Annotated in this window: 19 protein-coding genes and 1 pseudogene; 15 read left to right on the plus strand and 5 right to left on the minus strand. The window is 54.0% G+C overall.

The features are described 5' to 3' along the window. Nucleotides 1–150 precede the first annotated feature (150 nt). The 5 genes from HBN61_RS19165 to HBN61_RS19185 all read right to left on the minus strand — a co-directional run bounded on the left by HBN61_RS19165 (nt 151) and on the right by HBN61_RS19185 (nt 4,097). Nucleotides 151–702, minus strand: a complete 552-nt coding sequence (locus HBN61_RS19165; protein WP_032901689.1) for a helix-turn-helix domain-containing protein — start codon at nt 700–702, stop codon at nt 151–153. A 514-nt stretch (nt 703–1,216) separates the two neighbouring features. After that, nucleotides 1,217–1,840: a recombinase family protein gene (locus tag HBN61_RS19170; protein WP_048377566.1), complete on the minus strand. Its 624-nt coding sequence runs from the start codon at nt 1,838–1,840 to the stop codon at nt 1,217–1,219. A 223-nt stretch (nt 1,841–2,063) separates the two neighbouring features. After that, nucleotides 2,064–2,414: a TrfB-related DNA-binding protein gene (locus tag HBN61_RS19175; RefSeq protein ID WP_048377565.1), complete on the minus strand. Its 351-nt coding sequence runs from the start codon at nt 2,412–2,414 to the stop codon at nt 2,064–2,066. Continuing rightward, a complete protein-coding gene (locus HBN61_RS19180; protein ID WP_048377564.1) occupies nt 2,411–3,319 on the minus strand; it encodes a ParB/RepB/Spo0J family partition protein in 909 nt (302 codons plus the stop codon). Before HBN61_RS19180 ends, HBN61_RS19175 begins: the two co-directional genes overlap by 4 nt. Before the next feature lie 10 nt (nt 3,320–3,329). After that, entirely contained in the window at nt 3,330–4,097 is a 768-nt protein-coding gene (locus HBN61_RS19185) for a ParA family protein (RefSeq protein ID WP_048377563.1), read from the minus strand. Between the two features lie 914 nt (nt 4,098–5,011). Between HBN61_RS19185 and HBN61_RS19190 the strand changes: the two genes are divergently transcribed. The 15 genes and pseudogenes from HBN61_RS19190 to HBN61_RS23040 all read left to right on the plus strand — a co-directional run. Continuing rightward, entirely contained in the window at nt 5,012–5,482 is a 471-nt protein-coding gene (locus HBN61_RS19190) for a TrbC/VirB2 family protein (RefSeq protein ID WP_053070065.1), read from the plus strand. Beyond that, nucleotides 5,479–5,778: a VirB3 family type IV secretion system protein gene (locus HBN61_RS23030; protein ID WP_082149917.1), complete on the plus strand. Its 300-nt coding sequence runs from the start codon at nt 5,479–5,481 to the stop codon at nt 5,776–5,778. The genes HBN61_RS19190 and HBN61_RS23030 overlap by 4 nt, the downstream gene beginning before the upstream one ends. A gap of 16 nt (nt 5,779–5,794) precedes the next feature. Further along, complete coding sequence (locus tag HBN61_RS19200; protein WP_262498811.1) at nt 5,795–8,449, plus strand: VirB4 family type IV secretion/conjugal transfer ATPase; 2,655 nt, start codon at nt 5,795–5,797, stop codon at nt 8,447–8,449. After that, entirely contained in the window at nt 8,449–9,135 is a 687-nt protein-coding gene (locus tag HBN61_RS19205; RefSeq protein ID WP_082149916.1) for a TrbJ/VirB5 family protein, read from the plus strand. The genes HBN61_RS19200 and HBN61_RS19205 overlap by 1 nt, the downstream gene beginning before the upstream one ends. A gap of 29 nt (nt 9,136–9,164) precedes the next feature. Continuing rightward, nucleotides 9,165–9,377 carry a hypothetical protein gene (locus HBN61_RS19210; RefSeq protein WP_048377561.1) on the plus strand — a complete coding sequence of 71 codons (213 nt, stop codon included), beginning with the start codon at nt 9,165–9,167 and terminating at the stop codon, nt 9,375–9,377. Then, complete coding sequence (locus tag HBN61_RS19215) at nt 9,370–9,759, plus strand: hypothetical protein (RefSeq protein ID WP_048377560.1); 390 nt, start codon at nt 9,370–9,372, stop codon at nt 9,757–9,759. Before HBN61_RS19210 ends, HBN61_RS19215 begins: the two co-directional genes overlap by 8 nt. Next, nucleotides 9,747–10,607, plus strand: coding sequence for a TrbL/VirB6 family protein (locus tag HBN61_RS19220; protein WP_048377559.1), 861 nt, complete (start codon nt 9,747–9,749; stop codon nt 10,605–10,607). Before HBN61_RS19215 ends, HBN61_RS19220 begins: the two co-directional genes overlap by 13 nt. Further along, nucleotides 10,607–11,272, plus strand: coding sequence for a VirB8 family type IV secretion system protein (locus HBN61_RS19225; protein ID WP_048377558.1), 666 nt, complete (start codon nt 10,607–10,609; stop codon nt 11,270–11,272). Before HBN61_RS19220 ends, HBN61_RS19225 begins: the two co-directional genes overlap by 1 nt. Before the next feature lie 27 nt (nt 11,273–11,299). Beyond that, a complete protein-coding gene (locus HBN61_RS19230) occupies nt 11,300–12,079 on the plus strand; it encodes a TrbG/VirB9 family P-type conjugative transfer protein (RefSeq protein WP_053070063.1) in 780 nt (259 codons plus the stop codon). 2 nt (nt 12,080–12,081) lie between these two features. After that, the gene (locus HBN61_RS19235; protein WP_048377557.1) at nt 12,082–13,341 is read left to right on the plus strand and encodes a TrbI/VirB10 family protein; all 1,260 of its coding nucleotides are present in this window, start codon (nt 12,082–12,084) and stop codon (nt 13,339–13,341) included. Nucleotides 13,342–13,350: 9 nt separating this feature from the next. Continuing rightward, a complete protein-coding gene (virB11, locus tag HBN61_RS19240; RefSeq protein WP_048377556.1) occupies nt 13,351–14,379 on the plus strand; it encodes a P-type DNA transfer ATPase VirB11 in 1,029 nt (342 codons plus the stop codon). Next, the gene (locus HBN61_RS19245; protein WP_048377555.1) at nt 14,363–15,277 is read left to right on the plus strand and encodes a lytic transglycosylase domain-containing protein; all 915 of its coding nucleotides are present in this window, start codon (nt 14,363–14,365) and stop codon (nt 15,275–15,277) included. The genes virB11 and HBN61_RS19245 overlap by 17 nt, the downstream gene beginning before the upstream one ends. A gap of 29 nt (nt 15,278–15,306) precedes the next feature. Then, complete coding sequence (locus HBN61_RS19250; protein WP_053070061.1) at nt 15,307–15,633, plus strand: TrbM/KikA/MpfK family conjugal transfer protein; 327 nt, start codon at nt 15,307–15,309, stop codon at nt 15,631–15,633. Continuing rightward, complete coding sequence (locus HBN61_RS23035) at nt 15,623–15,751, plus strand: hypothetical protein (RefSeq protein ID WP_254925078.1); 129 nt, start codon at nt 15,623–15,625, stop codon at nt 15,749–15,751. The genes HBN61_RS19250 and HBN61_RS23035 overlap by 11 nt, the downstream gene beginning before the upstream one ends. Before the next feature lie 27 nt (nt 15,752–15,778). Next, a pseudogene (locus tag HBN61_RS23040) lies at nt 15,779–15,973 on the plus strand (phospholipase D-like domain-containing protein); the annotation flags it as partial. Nucleotides 15,974–16,024: the final 51 nt, after the last annotated feature.

Here is a 16,024-nt window from a genome sequence, read left to right on the forward strand (position 1 = left end):
GGTTGATGCGTCTTGAATCGGCCCACTGCTGCTAAGCTTATCCACAATTGCTGGGACAGAAATCAGCAATCCGTCCTGGGTCAATTTTCAATCGGCAGGGTGGGTCAGTTTTCAATCAGCGCCAACAGCCGTGCTGCGGGTTTCGTCGTTTCAGGCTTCTGAATTGTCGGAGATCGACGGCAAGTCTGGCAGCATGCTTTCGAACGTTTCTTGAACTGGCGGGGCCAGACCATCACCAGCTGGCAACTGCAAATCACCTGGTGCCATGACCGGTGCTTTCAACAGTTTGCCGCTGCCCAGGTCACTTTGATCTTCGGACGACACAAGCACACGCGCATTGAACCGTGCGAAGCGGATATTTTCGCGGCTATCCGCCCAAGCGATCCTGCTGTTCACCACGTAGGCCAGCGCTCCGCCTCGATCACTCCCCAGCCGGATTGTCTGAATCCAAGCCTGCTCGATCAGTACCGACAACGCTCGCTTTGTCGTTGCTGTAGAAGTTTCCATCAGCTTGGCCAAAGTAGCTTGGCTGGCAATCAGGGCACCGCTCTTATCCATGTTGGCCACGAGTATGTGCAGCAGCTGGGCCGCACGTGGAGCGTGCGCAATCAGTTGCGCCCATGCTTCGTGTCCAGCACGCTCTGTCTGAACCCAAGTCCCGCGTGGCGCGGGTTGGTGTAGATTGCGGATTTCCTCAGACATCGACCCTCCTGTCAGATCGTCCAAAAGTGATGTTTGCTATCTCTCAAACTTGTCAGATAGCGAGCAAGAATGAGCGAAGGGTAGCTCACGCTGTGCTCTATTGGTAGATCAAATTTGTTCGCTATCTGACAGACTTGTCGGATATCGCGCAAAAAATGAGCTAGGGGTAGCTCATGTTGTGAGCTACGGGTAGCTCAAGGATGTTTGCTATCGAACACCGATGAGCGAGGGGTAGCTCATAACGTGAGCTAGGTTAGATCACGGTCTATGAGCGAGGTTGGTTCACAGATGATGACCGAAGGTTCGCTCATAGGCTGAGCTATCTACTGCTCTGGAGGCCCCGTAAATCAAGGGGTCAGAAGTCCTGCCTCTTATGATCTCTAACTGTCGTCCTCTGCCACGCTGTTAACCTTGGGGTTGATAAGTCAAAGTCGCCTGCCGGCGGCGGCCACTCGTAAGCGCCTGACAGACTACGGCTTCGCCTCCGCTAGTCAGTCACTTCCGACCGGCTCAATTAACTGAGCTGTTGAACCTGGTCACGGATTTTGAGAACGGTCGTGGTTGAACAACCAGCGTGACGGGCAGTTGCTCTAATCCCCAAATTTGCAGCAAGCAGTTCACGTACACGCTTGTGCAGATCGGAATCAATGGGGCGGCCCTTATACGCCCCGGAGCTTTTGGCTTTGGCGATTCCCTGGGCTTGCCGTTCGCGGCGTTGTTGATAGTCCTTACGAGCAATAGCCGCCATCATTTCGATCATCATGTTATTGATTGCTCCAAGCATGCGACTGGTGAACTCGTCGCCTTGGGTGACTCTTAACGCCAGGTGACTGGTGGGCAGATCCAGCGCGACGATGCGAAGTCCTTTTGAGTCGATGGTCGTTTTGAGCATCCGCCAATCAGAATCTTCCATCCGTGACAGCCGGTCGATGCTTTCAACCAGGAGCACGTCGCCTTTGCGCGCATCCTTGAGCAAGCGAAGAAGTTCTGGCCTGTTCGCTTCGGTGCCGCTGGCATTTTCTGTGTATGTACTGGCAACAACCTGGCCATGGTCAGCTGCAAATTGTTCCAACGCGTCATTGGCTCGGTTAGCGTCCTGCTCGATGGTCGATGCTCGCAGGTAAGAACGGATGAACATGACGGGCTCTACTCCTTCGTATCATTTTGAGTGTTCATTTAAGAGTGTATCAAATTGAACGTATCACTAATCTAAGTAAAGCCCTGCCCGGTTTGCCTCTGACTGTCTCAATTCATGTATGCCCTAAAGAAACAGTCCCACAGTCAATGCTCAAGCTTCTGTGCTGCCATCCCCGATAGCGGTTTCAGCAGTTTTGAGATTGCTCGATAGTCGCTTTACCGAATCATGCGTCCTTGTCCTTCTTTGTTGTGGATTTACTCTGCCAATACCTCAATCGCTCCGTGTCGGCCTCTTTGACGAAACGATTGATCATTTCCTCGGGGGCGCAGATCTGCGCATAGCTCCAGCCTTCGGGAGCCTGGAGTAGATAGGCTGAGTAGATTTTGTCCCTTATGGCTAAAGCGCGCTGTTTCGTCAGTCCGTGAGCATTGGCCACTGCTACAAGCTTTTTGCCCTCAACGAGGATTTCAAAAGCCACGTCAAGGCTGCGGCTATGCATCTTTGAGTTACTGCGGATACGCTCGAAGTCTTCGGGTGGTATTCGTAGATCCTGGTCAGTGAGGCGGGTAGTCATTCTGCAGGCTTCCACTGGTCGGCGATTTGTTGCCGTGCTTTCTCCAGTTCCTCAGAGAGATACACCTTTTCAGACTTCAAGGTATTTACCTGCTCAGTCAGGAGGGCAACCTGTTCTTTCAACAAATCGAGTTCTGTCGCTTTGCCTGGTGTCTTGGGTTTGGCTTTGCCCCCGCCTATCCTGAGCGCCTTGGTTGTTTTGAGTTCCGTGCGTACTTCGTTGCGAACGTTCAGGTCAGGATCAGCTTCGGCACGCTGTACCACATTGGCGGCTGCAGCGGGGTCGAGACGTTCAAGGCGCGCTAGGTCGTTTACCACTGATACGTCAGCGGTTATTCCGTTCTGTACTGCTGTGCTGGTAGCTCCCCCGGCTTCGATGGCATCCAGATAGGACAAGCGTTCAGCCACCCAACTGATGCTCTTTTTCCATTCGGCAGCAACTGCCTGCAGGGTGCCTAATTCTTCCTTGTCGGCTTTCAGGGACAGGGCTATTTCGATTTGCAGAAGTCCTTCGCGTTGGACATTCTCAGAACGTTGAATCCGTTTGGCCTGGGCGTCTGTGAGGTCGCGCACTACTGCTTCAAGCAAAAGGCCTTTGAGTGCGCAAGACCGCAACCGTCGCTCACCCGCGACCATTAGGTATTTGAACCCGCTTCCAGGGTTTGGGTGGGGCCGTAGGACGGCAGCCTCTGCCTGTCCGTTCTGTTCAATGTCGTCGCCCAGTTCAATCAGAGATTCTTGTGTGAAGCCTGGGTTGTCCTTGCCTCGGATTTGCGGCTTGCACTCAACCTCGTCGGGGTTGACCTTGATGATGCGTTCACCTTCCAGAACTGCCGTTTTTTGCTTCTGAAAGTCAGAAAGCTTTTTGACTGCACCCCCGAATGCGTTGGGTTTCTTCGTTGTCATGACATGGCCCTCATTCAGCCCAAACTTTATCGAGAACGGCCTTACAAGCCCGTTTCATTTCCCGGCCCGCTTCACGCTGACTGCCGCTGCGGGCCTTCCACCAGACCGGATTACCAGCGGCCAGCGATTTGTTGATACAAGGCCGGTAGATGATCTGCTCCGCGAACATGGCATCACCGTAGCTCTCGCGAAGTCCGGGGAGGGCGTCTATTTCCTCGGGCGAACGGCTGTTCACCAAGTTCGGCAAATAGCCCAAAAAGCGCAGATCAGGGTTGTACCTGTCTTGCACAGTTTCGATGGTGTTCATCAATTTTGGGAGTCGAGCAAGGGTAAAGGCGCTGATATTGAACGGGGCCACCACGGCATGGGAGGCCGTCAGGGCCGCAACCATGCGACGTTGCAAGTTCGGTGGGGTGTCGATCATGCAGAGATCAAAATCGTCAGAAAATCGTTCCAGTGCAGGCCGTAGAGCGTGGATTACGTCTAGATCCATATCGTCCACGTCGAGCAGTGCTACGTCAGCTTCGATCAACCAGATGTTGGGACCGACCTGGCGTGGCTGACGCCCTTCATGCTCGCCATTGAACAACTGGCTGGACATTAGATAAGGCGTATTATCGCCATCCTCTGTTTGGGGAAAAAACTGCGATAGGTCGCCTTCATCAAGGTCTACGACCAGGACACGCTTACCATCCTCTGCCGCGCATGCTGCCAGGTGAATCTCTAGGGTGGTCTTCCCTACGCCGCCCTTTTGATTCGCTACAGTTGTGATCTTCATCATGATCTCCGACTTGTCCGATAGTGGACCGTGATTCAAGTTTGCATATGGTAAACCCTTTGGTCAACCCAAAAATAGGGTTTACTTTGTATTTTTCTCGCATGCGATAAATACACGACACCGCGTCGCGTTCTCGCACGCGAGAATTCATTTCACGGCTGCTCGACTTCGCGACCTTTGCCCCTCCTCACGTCGAACATTCGTTCAACTCAGCTCAATACCGGTCATCAGCTTTTTTTCAAATAGTTGAGAAAAATCCCATCCCCGCTGTCACACCCGCGTGGAAGGCTATGCCCTCTTGCCTTACCTCATACACGACATGAAGCCGCCAGGCCTCAATGGATAGATCGTGAAACGCTTTATGTCTCAATCACTTATCGCTACCCATCAGTACGCAGGTTTATTCCTGGGGCATTCGTTCGTCCCCATCCTTTTCGGAATCCAAAAAACGCAACATGAAATGTTGATTTCATAAAATGAAAAGAATATATTGAGTAACGAAATGCATAAAACGTTAAACAAAACGCTAAAGAGGAAGAAAATGCGAGGTGGGATCTAGAAGAAAAATGTCAGGGGCTACAGTATCCCCTCTGTTTTTAGCGCTGAGCTATTCAGAGGACATGATGCAATCCCTAGATAAAAAAGACCTGGTGGTTTTCACCAACGCCCAACCGGATTACCGAGTTCATCTACAAGAGCGGTACTTGGATAATGTTCGGAAGTGGGAACTCATCATCGAAAGTCCGTCAACAGGGCAAGTGTTTTCGGTTGTTACAGCGTTAGGGAAGACCAGACTTTTTAAAAATGCCGATACTGCTATCGACTTTATAAAAGAGACCTGTCCTAACAATCCGCACAAAGCAATAACCATAACGTACGGGGATTCCCCGTCATGACTATGAAGAGGCAACGGTATGCAACTCGAAACAGGAAAATCGAATTTCCGTAAGTCAGAAACCATTAACAAACAATCCTGGGTAACCAAGCTTCAACAAAGCAACACGGTAACAACCCTTCGCAATATCGTCACCCCGAAACACGGAATGAACCATGCGGCCCTGATGCGCAAAGACTGGACTGCCAAGGCAGAAAAGATCGTCGTCATCGGGTCGCTGTTCTCCCTGAGCCTTCTCCCTGAATTTGCCAACGCGGCGATGGACTTCAGTTCGGTCAAGAACCTGCTGAAAGACATTGTTAGCTTCCTCATCTTCGATATCGGTTACTACCTGGGCATCCTGGCCATTGTGGTGCAGGGCTTCCGGGCTAAGTCGGGCCGTGTCGAGTGGTCCACCTTCGGTTGGACTGTCGCCGGTGTGTTCCTGGTGTTCTTCGCACCGAACATCGTCGCCGAGATCAAATCCGGCGCTGCAACCTCACTGCAATGAGTGCGGTCGAGCACGCACCCGATGAGGGTGAGGTGCTTGTCTTAGCGATGGCTCGACCATCTATGGTCGGCGCCTTCACGCTATCGAGCATTCTTATCAGCATCTTTGGACCGCTAATAACAGCATTGGTAATTCGCTCGTTATGGCCGGTTGGGGCAATACCACTTCTGTTTGGAATTTCGTATTACATTTGCAGCAAAGACGTTTATTTATTTGGTGTCTTGCAATCTGCATTTCGTTTACGGGCCTCTCGGAATAGGAACTTGTGGGGGTATCGGAGTTATGCGCCTCGTTGATAAAGCGCTTAGGAAATTGACGCGCAATCTTGACTTGTCGCTAGGCGTTCAACAGCCAGCAGGATCCGAAGAGGATCTGCTGGAGTTGGAAGTCAGCGCAATGGTGCCGTATGACTATCACTACGATGATCAGATGGTAATGACCAAGGAAAGCGCGTTAGTCCAAGTTATCAAAATTGATGGCTTGCTCTTTGATTCGCTGACCGAAGAACAGGTTAAACAGTTTGAAGTTCGCCGTAACACGCTGCTACGTACCGTCGCATTCAGTAACTTGGGCCTGTACGTGCATACCATCCGCCGTAAGGTCTTTGATTTCCCTGAAGGCGAGGGCGGCACCTGGTTCTCCAAGCAACTCAACGCTGCTTGGCGTGGCCGTTATCAACACAAAGGGTTCTACGTCAACGAGATCTATATCTCGCTGGTACGCAACCGTTTCCGGTCTGGTGTACCAGGGCTGATGGATCGAGGCATTGCGCTGATTACAGGGACCAGCCCGACTAAGCAGGATGCTGAATCCTATGACGACATGGCTGAGGATCTGTACAAGGCTGCGAATCTGCTGCTGGGTGGACTGTCCGAGTACGGTGCGACTCGCCTGAAAGTGCAGCGGCACCCTAAAACCGATTCAAAGATGATCGACCGTGACCGGGCTTATGACGCGGTGCGTCGTTTCCGTTGGAGCTGGGCGGATTTCAAAGAGCACAACGGCGATCACCAGCAATACCCTTCTGAGGTCGTGTATGACTTCCTGGGAGAGGAATTCTCCGAACTCAGTACGTTCTTCAACTACCTGATCAACCTTGAGGATCGCAAGATCCCCCTGAGCGATCAGAAGCTCTGCGAAATGTTGCCATACGCTCGCCTTAACTTTCGTGTGTTGGCAACCATGTGCGAAGTACGTGGCAGCACCAGTTCGCGTATCGGCGCGATGTTGAGCATGGCTGAATGGCCGCGCAGAACTCCATCGCGGATGATGAACAAGTTCCTGCAGCAGCCGGTGGAATACATCATCACGCAATCGTTCTTCTTCTCTAACCGAATCGAAGCTGAATCGGCGATGACGCAAGAACAACGGCGCCTGACTGTCTCGGACACTCACGGCATCGCCGACGATGACAGCAAGGAACTGACTGAGGGGATTCGGGCGTTGCGCCGTGGTGATGCTGTCAACGGTCTGCACCACCTGACCATCTTTGTGCATGTGCCGTCGTTGCCTATGGACTCGGAAGCGAACCGTAAGCAGAACGCTAGCGAACTCGATAAAGCCGTGGGCCTGGTGGAAAACTGCTTTGTTGACCTGAACGTCAAATCGGTACGCGAGTGGATGGGCCTGGAAACCTTCTACTGGTCGCAGCTGCCAGGCCAAGCACAGAACCTGATTGGTCGTCGCGGCAAGATCAAATCGACCAACTTCGCGGGGTTTGCTTCGTTGCACAACTTCGCCAAGGGGCGTCGGGATGGCAACTTGTGGGGGCCAGCCATTACCGCTTTTGAAACTGAGAGCGGGACTTCCTACAACTTCAACTTCCATCGCGAACTGGAAGGGATGGTTGCAGGGCACACGGCAATTGCCGCTGATACGGGTTCGGGTAAGACCACCGTTATTTCTCTGATGGTCAGTGAGGCCGACAAAGCCGAGCCACGAGTATTCTGGTTCGATAACCGCTACGGCGCAAAGGTGTTCATGAAAGCTATGGGCGGTGTGCATACCACGCTTTCCCCTCATAGCGGCATGAACTGGAACCCCTTCAAGCTGCCCGATACGGCTGAAAACCGTGCGTTTCTGGTGGATCTGCAAGTGCTGATGCGTCAGTGCTACGCATCAACCCCTACGTCTGCTGATGACATCAAGCGTTTCAAGGCTCTGGTGGACGAAAACTACAGCCTGCCGTTCGAGGATCGCCGGTTCCGCAATGTCGTGTGGACGTATGGCCAGGGCGAGCTGGCCGATGTTATGGCCATCTGGCACGGCGCCAAGGGTGTCACTGGCGCGAATGCCGGTGTCTTCGACAACGTGAATGACTCCATCGACCTGAGCACGTCGCGGCACTACTGCTTTGAAATGATGGAACTGCTCAAGGGCGGTGAGGCGCGGCCAGAACTTCCGGTCGTGTTGAGCTACCCACTGCATCGCATCGAGCAAGCAATGGATGGCACGCCTTTCATCCTGGTACTGGAGGAAGGGCAAAACCTGGTGAAGAACGAGTATTGGAAGAAGCGAATCGACAACTTCATCATGCAGATCCGTCGCAAAAACGGCCTGATTATCTTTGTCACGCCTGATGCCAAGTATTTCCGCAGTGAAACCGACTCAATCGACAAACAGAGTGCCACCAAGATCTATCTGTCGAACGACGCGGCCACTGATGAAGATCATCAAAACCTGACCGTCGCTGAACGTAAGTGGATCCGCGAAATCGGCCAGGGCTCTCGCAAGTTCCTTATCCGTCGCGGCAAAGAGTCGATCAAGGTTGTATTCGATCTGACCTCAGAGGATCCGAAGGCCGATCTGTCCGACTTCATCCCCGTGCTGTCCTCGAACGATGTTGGTGTGGCTCTGATGGAGTCGATTATCAAGCGCCTGGGCACTGACGATCCAGAGCAATGGGTTCCGGTCTTCATGGCCGAAGCCAAAGCCAAAAACACTCACAACTTGAAGGCGGTCAAATGATGACGACTATCAAAAAGCTGTGCCTCGCTACGGCGGTGGTTATGGCTATCAGCGGCCAAGCACACGCAACGGGTGTTCCAACTGGTGACGCTGGCACCTGGGCTGCGTTGGCCCAGCAATACCTCGTGTTGAAAGATCAATTTGACACGTTGAAACAGTCCTACGAGACGCAAAGCCGAACCCTGGACAGCCTCAAAGGCTCGTACGGTCGCGGCGCTATCGGTCTGAATGACGCGATCAACTCGGCCTCGGTCGTGCCAGGTTCATGGCAGGAAGTCGTTTCCCGTCAAAGCTCGGGCGCTTATGGCAGCAAGCAGTCGTATTACGAACAACTGATCAACACGTTGCCGCAGGAACTGTTCAACAACCCGCAGGGCCAACGGGCTCAGAATTATCAGCTCAGTTCTGACTCTGTTCGCGCTGCAATGTCTGGTGGTGACGCGCTGTACAGCGAGGTGCAAGTCCACCTGAACAACTTGGCCACGCTCTCGGCGCAAGTCGATCACACCGCCAATGCCAAAGACGCCGCAGACCTGCAAAACCGTATTGCCGCTGAAAACGGCATGTTGTCCTCGGCTCAATCGAAGCTGTCAGCGTTGAACATGAACCTGCAAGCGAACTTGAACAACGCTGAGAACCAGGCTACGTCGGACAACGAAAAATTCTTCAAGTGGAAAGATCAGTAATTCTCGCGTGCGAGAAAAGGAGTAACCGCATGAAAGCAATCGTCTTCATCTTCAAAGGCGTCACCCTCCCGATCTGGCTCCCGCTGTGGGTGGTGTTCAAGCTCTGGAAAGTGGTGCTGCTGGCCGTGGTGGTCAGTGCGGCCTCGGGCTGTGTCACCAACACCGGCAAGATTGATAAGTCGCCTTGCGCTTGCCAGTTCACCCCGTTTGTCACAGCAGACCAGGAGCGCAGCAATGCTTAAATTCAAACTACATCACGTCCTTTCGGTAGTCGTTGCCGTGGTCGTTGTCGGTAGCGTGGTTTACATCAATACCGCTTCGTACTTCTCGACGGAACCTGCTGAACCAGGCAATCCAACAGCACCGATCAGCGTCGGGAAAAACCCTCTGTTGAGCGCATCAAAACGCGACGTTGGCAACTGGTTCCCCGGCACTTGCTTTGCTGAGATCTACATGAAGTCGTCGTCGTACGGCGGTTCGCTGGTTCAAGGCTGCATCGAACAGACTTCCAGGGAGATCAAGGCACAAACCGGTGTGCAGTTGAGTGCCAGTGACTTCCGCGACCCCGAAGTGCTCTCCCACTTCCAGGGTGTGTACGGAGCATCGAACCCATGGCGCAGCTGACCCTTGAGGGCTTAATCGGTGCCACTGACGAATTGACTACCAGCTTCGTCGCCCAGGTGTTTCCTGACTTGGCGGAACTGGTTTCCCCAGCCGTGTACCTGATTGCCGTTGCTTACTGGGCAGTGCTCGGGTTCACGATCTACAACGGCCAAGCCATCAAGTATTGGGATCTGGCGCAAAGGATGTTCCTCACTGCCATGGTGTTCCTGACGCTGAATTGGTCTACGGGAGGGCTTGTGTTCTACCAGGCATGGGGCGGTTTCACAGAATCCATTGCCGCGAAAATCATGAGCGGGGGTGTCAATTCGACGTCGATGCTCGACGCCTTGTATGTGAATGTCGGGAAAGTAGCCAGCGTTCTGATGAACGTCAGTTGGCGGCAGTTTGCAATGATCATGATGGGCTACGGCTTATTCGTTATTAACTGCATTCTGTTCGTGGTCGCGATCTTGAACATGCTGATTGCTAAGTTTGGTGCAGCTATCAGCATGTCGATTCTGCCGATCTTGGTCGCGTTTTTCTTCTTTCCACAAACACGGGGTTGGGGAATGAATTGGCTAAGCAAGATGTTGAACTTCTCGCTTATCTACATTCTGTCCATCGCCATTATCCGATTCGGCTATTCTGTCTTCGGAGACGCCATTAACGAAGTTGCGCAAACCGCTACTATCAGTGACGCAGCCCTAATGACGGCTCAACAGTACGGCACATTATTGATCGTGGAAGGAGTCTTGATTATCTGCATGTTGCAAGTTCGCGGTTGGGCCGCTGCGTTGTCCTCTGGTGCAACTGTAGGGGGGTCGTCGCTGGTGATGATGGCTGTTAGAACTTTGGGAGTGAAAATGTAATGGACAAGACATTCAAGAATGATGAGGCCGTGCGCCGCAATTCATTGCGAGAGCAGCAGAAGGTCAAACAGGAACGCAATCGCTCCCTGTTCCTCAATGGTGCTCAGGCGATTTCCATTGTTGCTTTGGCTTGTGCGGTCTATGTCCTGTCGGATCTGCACACTGTAATTCCCGTGGTAGCCACCATCGGCGCAGACGGTGAAGTCCTGAAAATGCGCGTCATTGACAAGGAAAATGTGTCGGCAGAACAAGCCTTGATCGAGTCAGACCTGTACGCCTTCGTGAATGCGTGCAACACCTTTGATCCACGCAGAAGGCAGTCACTTTCTGACACCTGCCACCTGTACACAACGCCGGAGGTTGCGCGCCAGTACGAGCAGGAAATCAATCCAGATAATCCAAGAAACCCCTACGCATTGCTGGGTGAAAAGGAGTGGATTGAAGCCGAGGCGTACAGCATCAATAAAGTAGGTGACATTTATCAAATTTCATTCACGTCAAACTTTCATCAAGCAGGGAAAGCTGATCCCGTACCAACGAACTACACAGCGAATCTGAAAATAGCGAACACACTTGTACCGCGTCAGCTCGGTGATCGCTGGGTTAACCCGCTCGGTACTGTGATTACTCTTTATCGAAAAAGTGAAGAACTGAGCCGCCGGTAATTCACTCAATTCAAGGAAACTAAAATCATGAAGCAACATTGCATTTTGCCGACCGCTATCGCCCTGAGTTTGTGTTTTTTTGGTGGTTTTGCACACGCCGCTAAGTTGCCAACCCCGCTCTTGACCGATAAACGGGTTAAACAAGTTACTTATGACCCGAACCAAGTCTACGAACTGGTGGGCACTTATAACTATCAAACATCCCTCGAATTTGAAGCGGATGAAATGGTGAAAGTGGTTGCCTTGGGCGACACCATCGCCTGGCAAACCATCCCGTTCCGCAATCGTCTGTTCCTCAAGCCGGTCGAGGAAAACGCGGACACCAACCTGACCGTGATCACCAGCAAGCGTACTTACTATTTCCAGCTGGGTAGCTCCAAGAAAAACACCGGCCAGTCGTACCTGATTCGCTTCATTTACCCAAGCAGCCGCGTGTCCTCTTTCACTGAGGTCAAGAGCCATGAGCCCCCGCCTGTGGTCAGCACCGGCACGCCAGGCTCCCCGAACATCAACTACGGCTATGCAGGTGACAAGGACTCCATTGGTTTGCAGTCGGTCATGGATGATGGCCAGTTCACCAAGTTCCTGCTCAAGAAAGGGGCTGACATGCCGCAGTTCTACCGCGTGTTGCCCGATGGAACTGAGGCCATGGTCAACAAACGCCGTGAGGGTGATTACGTGGTCGTAGAGCGCCTGGACAGTATGTTTGTCCTGCGTGACGGCAACGCCCATGTCTGCGTGGAGAACCTGGCCAACCCATATAAGCGCACCGTTACTCGAGGCGCTCGTGATGGCGGAGGGGCTTAAGCATGAACAATGACGACAACAAACCCGTTCCGGAGAAAACTCGCGAGGACGAACTTCGTGAGTGGAACGAATCACAGTCGAACTCGATGCTCAAAGCGAAGCCCGGCTCAAACAAGGCTGCCGGTGTCGCTGTGGCGCTCACGGCGGTTGCGCTTTGTGGGTTTGTCTACTGGTTAAAACACAGTGATGAACCTGTAGCCGGGAACAGCGTTGGTAATGACGCGATCACCGCCGCACAGCCGCGCCGTGTGCAGGATCCAACCCTCAAGCGTCAAGCGGCGCAGGTCGCTCCTGTCAGCAATGACGGCAGCACTGCACCCGCTGACACGCCGCGCACTGTGGTAGACCGTCAAAATCAAACTGGTATGAGCGAAGCCGAGAAGCGTCGCCAGGCCATTGAGCTGCAGCGTGAGCTTGAAGAACAGAAGATGCAGGCCGCACGTCAACGCTCGGCCATCATCGCCACTGCGAAAGACGAGGGCTTCACGGATGAAGCTGAGGGTCAGAAGGGTGGGTCTGGATCCTTGGGCGTGGGGAGCGATAGAAACGCTCCTGTCCCGTCAAATGCCAATAGCGCTTACGCATCCTCGACGTTCACCGATGGGGTTACGGTATCCAAGGTACGCAAGATGGAAAACCTGGAGTACAAGGTTCTGCAGGGCGCTGTTATCGAGGCTGTGTTGCAGCCCCGCGCCCAAAGTCAGTTGCCGGGGCAGATCTGCGTAGACATTCAGCAGGACGTTTACGCGGCTGTCGGTCGTCGGGTTCTGATTCCGTGGGGCTCGACGGTTTGCGGCAGCTACAACGCCAGTCTTCGCCCTGGTCAAGAACGGTTGTTCACCATCTGGAATTGGTTACGTACGCCGAACCTGCCTGGACGCCCAGCAATGGAGATCGCGATCAATAGCGCGGGCTCTGACCAGTTGGGCACCGCTGGTCAAGGTGGCGTAGTCGATAACCATTGGGGGCAAATCTTCGGTGTTGCTGCAGCGGTTTCGATCATCGGCGCCGGTGCCTCGAATACCGGAGTGTCGTCCGGCGATCAGGAAAACTCGGCGTCACGCTATCGCACGGAAGTACAGGAAGCCGCGTCTGAGTCGGCCCAAACGATCCTGGGTCGCTACGCCAGTATCCAACCAACTTTGACCGTGCCCCATGGCTCGCGTGTGGTGATCTACCTGCAGCGCGATTTGGATTTCACCTCGCAATTCGAGGCCGAGATCGAGCACGCCAAGAGTGGCGGCGTCACCTTCATCCAGTGAGGAAGCGGTATGTCTGAGATTGCATCGTTCCGCGCCAAACTGAAAAACCTGGTCACGCTGCTGGACGATCCAGAAGTGACCGAAATTGCGATCAACGGCCCTGGCAACGTCTGGGCCGGTTATCACGGCAGTCGGTTCATGAAGCCGGTGCAGATCGAGGGGGTAACAACTGGATTAATTACCTCGCTCGGTGAGGTGATTGCCGCTCATACCGGGCAACAGGTTGACTCGTATACGCCGATTCTGTCGGGCCGTATTCCGATCAATCTCGCCGAGGGTGTGCCAGACAACCAGCGCGGCGATTACCGCGTGCAGGTTGTCTTGGCGCCTGCGGTCGAACAGCACATTGGCGGCATCGTCTGTATCCGTAAGCCCGGTATCAAGCAAATCACCCTGGACGAATACCAGGACACCGGGGCTTTCGAGCATATCAACGAGCCTCGGTTGCACAGCGATTATTCCGACGATCACCTGATAGCGCTGTATCGCGCTAAGCGCTGGAAAGAGTTCTTCATCGGGATCATGAAAGCCCGCAAGAACATCATGATTTCAGCCGGGACCAACGCGGGTAAAACCACCTGGCTCAACGGGATGCTGGAGCACATTGATCCGCATGAACGTCTCGTCACCATTGAAGACACCCGCGAGATCCGCACACCCAACAAGAACGTGGTTCACCTGATCTATTCACGTGGCGGTCAAGGTCGCGCCAAGGTCACACCGTTTGACCTGCTTGAGTCGATTCTTCGACTGACCCCCGACCGGGCAATCATGGGCGAGATCCGCGGCGGCGAAGCCTTCCCGTTTTTGGAGCTGTTGAACACCGGTCACAGCGGTTCACTTTCCTCGATTCACTCGGACTCGCCGGAAATGATGTTCGACCGCCTGGCGTCTATGGCTGCGCGTGGCGGCGCCGAAATGAACAAGTCGCAACTGATCGAATACTCGCGGCAACTGATCGATGTCGTCATTCAGTGGGAGTACGGCTTTGATGGCCGTCGCTACATCTCGGAGGTTCAATATGCAAAAGCTGCCTAAGTTCGCGGTAACGCTGTTGGCACTGGCCTGCACTCTCGGCCAGGCCTGGGCCGATGAACAAGCCCCGGTGCCGTTCTCTGAGCTGGCCGTTAAGTGCGCGCCTACCGTGCATCCGCAGACCCTAAAGTCATTGATCGGCAATGAATCGACCTACAACCCTTACGCTATTGGGGTTGTCGATGGCCGATTGGAGCGTCAGCCCAAGTCGTTGCGTGAAGCGGTGGCCACCGCCGAACGGTTGGAGCGCGAAGGCTTCCGTTTCTCGGTCGGTATTGGCCAGCTCCTGGTGACGAACATGCGGGCTCTCGGCCTGAGCTACGCCCAAGCGTTTGAGCCGTGCCGCAACCTGCAGGCGATTAGCGAGCTGATGGTCAAGAACTACACCAAAGCCCTGACCGCGAATCCGAACCCACAAGAAGCCCTGCGCGACTCGCTCTCGATGTACTACAGCGGGAACCCTGTACGTGGTTATCGCCCGGACAAAGAGGGTGATCTGTCCTACGTGCAGAAAGTTGTGGTCGGTGCCCTGAATCCTTCGAGTGCTGATCCGATTGTGCCTGCTGTGGAGGCCACTGCAGGCGATGAGGCGATACCCGTAGCGGTTGCATCACCAGGGGCACGAAAAACGCCTGTGCGCGCTCGTACAGCTTCGTCAAAACATAGTGACCCATGGGTGATTGTGACCGACGAAAACGGCCAGGCACCGCAACCCGCTCAACAGGCTGCGATGCAACCGGCGAGCCCTGAGCAGTCAAGGATTCAAGTTGCGCTGGACACTGGCGATGCTGCGCCGGTTGAACAGTTCCAACGCTTCGCTGATCCCAAACCAGCCGCTGCGCTGGCATCCGGCCAAGGGCAAGCGCAAGTCGAGCCATCTTTCGTACAGATCATCAATTGAATTTCTCGCACGCGAGAAAAGGGGGATTTATGCAAAAACTTCCATCCGTTTTTTTGCTGGGAGCGTTATTGCTGTCAGGTCCAGCCGTTGCTGATGAACCGGTCCAGCCGCCCTATGGCCATGACAGTAACCCCGACGCTTGCGGTGCTGTTCTTTGTCTACTTGGCATGACCCGCGATGGTGACTGCGACAAGTACATCCAGAAATATTTCAGTATCAAGCGTTACAAGCACGGACATTTCAGTCCTTCGCGCACGAAAGCCGCACGGGGGGAGACTGTTGAGTCCTGCAAGGACGATGAGGGTTTGACTAAAAAGGCCAACGATATTTGGGGGCCTGTAGAACATGGTTTCTAGAGTTTTCAAGCCACTGGCGTTGACGATGGCACTGGTCGCGGGGGGCAGCCTGCAAGTGCTGGCCCTGGCTGCTGACAACGAGGGCGACGCAAGCCGTCGCATCGAGGTCGGTTTCTAGCCCGAGGGCTCTGCACAGAAACTAGTCTTGCGCACCATTTACGCGGCCACCAGCTCTATCCGCGTTGCTGCGTACGTCTTCACCAGTCCAGACGTTACCCGAGCGCTGGTTGCCGCCAAGCAACGCGGTGTTGACGTGGCGGTGGTCGCCGATCACCGCAGCAACCTCGAAGAAGCGCGCTCAACTGCTGGGCGCCATGCCCTGACGCTTATAGCCAAGACGGGTACCCAAATATTGGATCTGATTTTTCGCGCCCAGCATCAGACACGCGGC

Origin of the sequence: Pseudomonas sp. WS 5071 (assembly GCF_012985765.1) — a bacterium.
Classification (GTDB): Bacteria; Pseudomonadota; Gammaproteobacteria; order Pseudomonadales; family Pseudomonadaceae; genus Aquipseudomonas; species Aquipseudomonas lundensis_A.